At 55.5% G+C, this 6,062-nt stretch carries 8 protein-coding genes; 2 read left to right on the top strand and 6 right to left on the bottom strand.

All coding sequences use genetic code 11. The features are described 5' to 3' along the window. Positions 1-468: 468 nt before the first annotated feature. Complete coding sequence (locus tag E1297_RS05075; protein WP_155134751.1) at positions 469-744, bottom strand: hypothetical protein; 276 nt, start codon at positions 742-744, stop codon at positions 469-471. A gap of 10 nt (positions 745-754) precedes the next feature. Here E1297_RS05075 and E1297_RS05070 point away from each other — a divergent pair, with 10 nt between their 5' ends. Next, positions 755-1,714 carry a replication protein RepA gene (locus tag E1297_RS05070; RefSeq protein WP_196223195.1) on the top strand — a complete coding sequence of 320 codons (960 nt, stop codon included), beginning with the start codon at positions 755-757 and terminating at the stop codon, positions 1,712-1,714. Positions 1,715-1,786: 72 nt separating this feature from the next. On the opposite strand, the gene E1297_RS05065 is transcribed toward E1297_RS05070, so the two are convergent. The 3 genes from E1297_RS05065 to E1297_RS05055 form a co-directional block, all read right to left on the bottom strand. Beyond that, on the bottom strand, positions 1,787-2,332 hold the full coding sequence (locus E1297_RS05065; protein ID WP_155134746.1) for a hypothetical protein: 546 nt from the start codon (positions 2,330-2,332) through the stop codon (positions 1,787-1,789). Positions 2,333-2,347: 15 nt separating this feature from the next. Next, positions 2,348-3,163, bottom strand: coding sequence for a hypothetical protein (locus E1297_RS05060; protein WP_155134743.1), 816 nt, complete (start codon positions 3,161-3,163; stop codon positions 2,348-2,350). Positions 3,164-3,265: 102 nt separating this feature from the next. Further along, the gene (locus E1297_RS05055; protein ID WP_155134740.1) at positions 3,266-3,712 is read right to left on the bottom strand and encodes a DUF6795 domain-containing protein; all 447 of its coding nucleotides are present in this window, start codon (positions 3,710-3,712) and stop codon (positions 3,266-3,268) included. Between the two features lie 211 nt (positions 3,713-3,923). Between E1297_RS05055 and E1297_RS05050 the strand changes: the two genes are divergently transcribed. Next, positions 3,924-4,766, top strand: coding sequence for a hypothetical protein (locus tag E1297_RS05050; protein ID WP_155134737.1), 843 nt, complete (start codon positions 3,924-3,926; stop codon positions 4,764-4,766). Between the two features lie 218 nt (positions 4,767-4,984). Here the strand turns inward: E1297_RS05050 and E1297_RS05045 are convergent, their stop codons facing one another. Next, positions 4,985-5,293, bottom strand: coding sequence for a hypothetical protein (locus tag E1297_RS05045; protein ID WP_155134734.1), 309 nt, complete (start codon positions 5,291-5,293; stop codon positions 4,985-4,987). Positions 5,294-5,401: 108 nt separating this feature from the next. Continuing rightward, positions 5,402-5,794 (bottom strand): HNH endonuclease, encoded by a 393-nt coding sequence (locus tag E1297_RS05040; RefSeq protein WP_155134731.1) that lies wholly within the window; start codon positions 5,792-5,794, stop codon positions 5,402-5,404. Positions 5,795-6,062: the final 268 nt, after the last annotated feature.

The raw sequence follows: 6,062 nt of genomic DNA, 5'->3' as shown, positions 1-6,062 counted from the left end.
GCTGGCTTCGACCCCGAACCCTCCGCTTCCAGCACAGCGTGACTAAACTGCGCTGTTTTCGGAAATTCTCAACGGCGTCCTCCGAAATTCAAATTGGTTCGCGTTGAAGTGCGCTGCCTTCCGGTGTTACTCCGATGCCAGGGTCGCAGTTTAGTCACCCTCAAGCCCGATTCCGCATCCCTCGCCGTGACCAGAGTGCGATGTTTTTGGCTCTAGCAGAGAGAATCGATTCGAATCACAACGGTAAAAAATCCGATTCGATGTTACTTCCGTTGACCGGCGTTTCGTCCCGATCGTCTTTTTTGAACCGAATCGCAGATTGGTCACACCATTTTCTACAAGATTCTGATGACCCTAAAAACGTCGCACTCTGGTCACGGCGGAGCTTGTCTGAGATAGAGCGCGTCTTCCGACGATAACGGTGCATATCTCGCGTGAATTCATTGATTTTCGGTAGATATCACGCTCCTATAAAATGGCTTTTTTAAAGGGTTTCCAAGGGTTTTCCACAGCCCCCAACACCCTCGCACTCTGGTCACGCAGCATCGCACTCCAGTCACGGAATCCGCGCACATTGGTCACGGTGAGGGGTGTTTTTTCACGCACACTGGTCACATATACAAATAGTTGTTTTTTCAAATATCCTTTCAAAATTTGAAGAACGAGCGCGATGAGCGAAAGCGTGACCAAAGTGCGATGTTGACAATGGCTCTCAATTGGCCAACATCCATGCCAACTTGTCATGGAGCGTCGAATGAAAGAACTTATCCAGCAAGCGTTCGATTTCGGCATAGACTATGCCAGAAAAAACGCTCAAAAAGATCACGAGTTCAGAGCCCTTGACTTCGTTAGAATGTATCAGGACTCTGATATATACGATAATTATTACATGACGAGCGCCTTCGCACTCACGTCACTCCCTCACAAGAAACCTAAAGACGATACGAAGTGGGTACAGCAAAACGGACCCTTTCATCTCCTCGTTGAAGGAGGCTACAAACTCGTCGATGGCGAGCCCGTCTTTTCCGGTGTCCCCTATGGCAGCCGAGCCAGACTGATCCTTTATTACCTTGTTACGAAGGCGGTCGAGAGGCAGACGCCGAAGGTTCAGCTCGGTCGATCCATGACCGCATGGATGAAAAGCATGAAAATTCCAGCGTCGGGACCCAATTACGAAACCATACGTGAGCAGGTGATGCGTCTGGCCTCCTGCCGGATCACCTTCAACCAGACAACAAGCGTTGGCAGCGCCATGGCCCAGGAAAACATCGTTGGGGCCATGTTCACGCCGAGAGCGGACGGAGAGCAGGTCTGGGAGGATTGCGCGGTCTTGAGCGAGGGTTTCTTCGAGGCACTCCGCTCTCACAAGTTTCCGGTTGATGCCCGTGCTATTTCGGTCCTTCAAAACCAGAGTCAATCGATGGACGTTTACATCTGGCTTTGCTACCGAATGCAGAAGGTGGACAGTGCCATGCTTGTTCCATGGAAATCCCTCTACCAGCAGTTCGGCAGCGGTTACAGCGCGCTTCGCTACTTCAAGAGAAACTTCCTGAGGGATGTATTACCTCGAGCCATGGCTGTTTACCCCAAAGTGATGATCGAGATAGACGACGCGAACGGGATCATCCTGCATCCGTCTCCGCCCGCAATCGATTTCGTGAAGACCTATAAGGGAGGTGCGTTCAAGTCCATCGACGGCGACCAGAAGCCCTGATTATCCGGGATCGAACCGCAGTTTGGTCACGGTAAGGGTTTTGTCGATATCTCGGGCTGACTACGCCTTGATTTAATGTTCGTTCGCAGTTTGGTCACCGAAGACACTCATGACCGTCAGTACGACGACCAGAGTGCCTGATGTCAGCGCCCCGAGATAAAGCACCATCCCCAAGTTTTCTGCGCCCCCCAACGGGATTTGCAGGGCTCCGGTTATACCTAGGAAGAAATGAGCGATCATTGCGACCTTCAGGCGATCCTCGTAAGCCGGGGTCTTGTGCAAGCCCAGTGAAATCAAGCAGGAAACGAGCAAGGCTGGAACCAGCGACCCCAACTGGATCGCTGTGAATGTGTGTCCGAACATTCCCGCAATCAAGATCATCGCCGCGACAAAGGGGGAGGTATAGGCAAGCCGCCAAAAGCGAGGGGCCGTGAGATCGGCGTGACCAGATTGCGATACCCTGGCCTCAGCACGAACCTCCGATATCGAGCCAATTTCGACTTTCGGAGAATTCACGACGGTTTCCGCGGGTATCATCTCCACTTCCGCAGCCTTACGCTCGACCATCTCGAGCACGCTCTCGCTGAATAGCGGACTGATGGCAACTTTTCTGCGCATTCTGGTCACGTCTTCCTAGGCGGCGGGTTGTTCGGGAATTGTCTCTTCGATGGTCAAGAGAGGCTCCAGCCGCTCTTGGGCGGCGACGCACCACTTGACCAACTTCTTGCGATGGATCCGCTTGCTGACCTCGTCAAGTCCCGCCCGCGCGGCGATATCGTCCGCCTGCGCCGTAATCTGGATCGGAGACATTTTCTCCGCCCGGCCGTATTCGAAGAGAAGACTGTCGCAGAACGGCAAACGGATGACCTTTACGGCTCCGGACTGCTCTTGCTGATGGAGTCCCCTCATCGCGTCGCCGTTTTCGTAAGGCGCGAAGCCGAGATTGCCCGAGCTGTCGTTCAGAACAATGAAGACCTCCGCCAGACTTCCGAAAGCCTTCTTCGCGTTCTCGGCTGATTCTATAGCCGACTGAATCGCTTGTTCGTCCGGCGTCGCGCAGGCGACGAAGCGAAACCTGATGCCGTCCTCCACCGCGAGTTCGCCGATGTCGCAATATGTGAACCAGTCCAGGAGGGATGTCGTTACGTTCGCGCCCAGATCCGTCAGCGAGAATCCCTTGGACCACTCCGTGTAGACGGGATTATAGAAGGACTCGAAGTGATGGCGATCCCGGCTTCCGCGCTCGAATTGAGGCATCGCCGACAGGCTGAGATTCACCTTGTCCTCTCCGAGGATGCCTGTCAACTTGCGCTGGTTGTCGATCTCCACGACGCGCAGGTCGACTTCGGAAAACCGGAAGATTAGGGTGAGAAGTTGCGCCACGAGCGACTTGCCGACGCCGCCTTTGTCGGATCCGATGATCGTGCAGATTTTGGTCGCAGCCGTCATTTTCGGGCCTTTTTCGAATGATGATCCAAGAATTCAATTCATGAATTGTGACCATGAAACCAAGTACTCGTCAACCCTTTTTGCAGCACCGCCTGCGAATCCTTATGTCGCCAGAGCTTCCTCCCGGCACTTCCCATCACCGAGATCGCAGAGCAGTTTGATCGGATAGCCCAACTCACTGTTCCGCTCGAAATCACGTTTGTGGGCGGTCCAGATCCCGGACCTGCTTCCATCCTCGTTCTCGACCTGAATCGTCTGGTCCACCCTGACCTCCCCCGGAAGCGGCAGGAAATCAGTCAGATCATACCTTTCGGTGAGTTCAGGGAACCTGAACACACCATCCCAGTCCGTCCTGGTTTTTTGTACCCTGTCGTAACCTAATGAACTCACGCGACGGGTCACAATCATCCCTGGTTGCGGTTCCGAGTTCCTTGTGACCGTTCCCTTCGCTCTGGAGGCATACACGCGCGGTCCGGAGTTCTTGGCCGCCGCCCAGCCGCATGTCGAAAGAATGATGATCGCCGCCATGCAAAATAGAATAATACTCAAGTTGGTCTCCCGGTGTTTTCAGATCGGCTTCTTAATCCTCTCCTTCAAGGATACGTCCGCGAAACCCCGAAGGGAACGATTTCGCGTAATTTCGTCTATCGAATTCTCCTCCAATCCCTCCGGCATCTTAATTCAATGCGCGCCGGCGAGTTCGCGGTTACGCTTTAAGGGCCCTTCTTGGTCAGAAGGAGACAGCTTCGAAGGGGATCAGATGGCGATCATGGATTTTGGCACGGTACGCGGATTCGGCGGTGAGGAGGGAATCGACCTTTTCTTTCCGCTCACCCAGACGGGTTTCAAGGAAGCCGTCAAGAAGCAGCTCAAGGCTCGCTGGAACCCGGAACGTCGCTGTTGGACCGTGGTTCCGAAGTACGCCCGAACCGATGTCCTTGGTCTCTGCGAGAGGATCAGGAAACTCCTCTACTCCTGCGCCCCGGAAGAATGGCCGGCTGCGGTCGACCGCTTCGGTGGTTTCGCTTGCGCCACCAGACGCTACGAGGTCAAGGTCGGAGCGGGGGGTATCCGCATACGCCTCCCCGACGGACACGCCTTCGATTACGTCCTGAAGAAGAAAGTGCAAGCGGCGTTCTTCGACCGGGATGCCCGCGCATGGCTCATTCCTGCCTTCGCGTGTGGAGACCCGAGGATATCCAAGATCCTCACGAGGATAGTCAGCGAGGACAAGGACATTTTTAGGCGCGCGCTCGAGCAGTACGAGGACAGGTCCATCAAAGGCACGTTGATCACGAAGGACACGACGCCAGGAGACATGGGTGTCAACGATGGCGCGAAGGTATTCGCCTCGCACGCCTTCCTCTCCGTCGCGGATCCTCACGTACCGAACAAGCCCGTCCAGGCTTGGCCGTTCAAGGTCGCCTCCTTCGAGGAGCTGGAGGGCGAGGAGTCTGAGGGCCCGGAGGTTCGTCTGTCCTACATGGATCCGGACGAAGGATATCTCGCCGTCAGAAAACGACAGGCCCAACCTGAGGATGAGCGCCTTCCGCTTCTGGACCTACTGAACGCTAATGCGAAATGGGCGTCAAAAAGGGGCTGACACGCCCGCGCTTGCGTTCCTGAATTGCGTTTATTCTTGTTCTTAAAAGCCCAAGGCATGAAGACGAATGCGTCTTCGGTCGTGAATAGTTCACGGAAGCGCAGGTGCGCTCCTGGTTGGCCAAAATAGCCGTGCCGAACGGGATGAAGTGCCAGCGACATTCTCCACCCTGCCCTGCGTGACCTCGGGGGTGCAACCCCCGAGGCTGGAGCGGAGACCTATGCTCCCTGCGGTGCGGCTTTAGAGTTCCCTGGCTTCGCGATACCGTACATCGGCGCGAAAAGGGAGTTTCGAATTTCGTCCGCGTCGAGCATCACCGACTGGATGCGCGCGGAGACCGACTTCATGTATGCGTTGCCGTGAGCCGCCATCGCCCGCGCTGCCCCGTCCGGCGTTCCGGCCAGAAACATGTCGGCCCCGGCGCGCATGGCGGTCCTCATGTCCTCGACCGCGCCTTCGGCCGAGTTTCGGGCCAGTCTAGCGGATGCGTTCCGTATTAGGGTCATGGTCTCGTACTGCATAGGCATCACTGAATCCTTCCTCGGGGTTTCGATTAATTCTATGGCCCGTTTCCCGGTAATGACAAAATCTTTCTCGCAAGCGATTGAAAACGCGACCGTTTGCGAACGCGCTGGTCACTCCTTTAACCCAGCCGCGCGTCGAATGCGGCGCTCAGCGAGCGCCATGCGGCGGAAGATGCGAAATCTCGCGTTGGCCATAAAGAACTCGAAACGACGTCGCTCGGCCCTGTCTGGATTTCGAATGAGGTTTCTGAATACCTTCTCGGACATATTCGCCTTTAAGCTGTTGCAAGGCTGGCAAGCTGCGGCGATGTTCTCCGCCGATGTCGATCCGCCTTTGGCCCTCGGATTGACGTGCTCCGCCGTTGTTCGCCCGAGCGTCAACGGCTCCAGGCAGAAGACGCATTTCCCCTTCTGCTGCCTAAGGGCCTCGGTGCGATAGACGCGAATCCATGCCCTTTCGCTGACTCCGCGCCCTCCTCTTCTCGCTCTTTTCTTGCCGGACAAGGTTTCGATGGCCTCCGCGAGGAATTCGTTGCAGTCATTAGGGTGCTCGACCCTCGCGCTCGCGTCAAGACTTTTCGGATAGGCCCCTATTAAACTGCGCCGTAAAGCCCCTTCCTTAAGGGCGGGGAGTAGTCACCCCTCCCTAAAGGAAGGGGGTTTACGCGATTCTGGATCATTGCCGACTACATTGTTGGTTCGTTCTTGTTTTCGTCGCGTTTGCAAGGGATGTTTCGAAGGACAAGACCTTCCGTCAAGATTTCTTCCGTTC

The sequence above is a fragment of the Roseibium sp. RKSG952 genome (assembly GCF_009711355.1).
The sequence above is the reverse complement of the archived record's forward strand: the minus strand, read 5'-3'. Positions and strand labels throughout refer to the sequence as shown.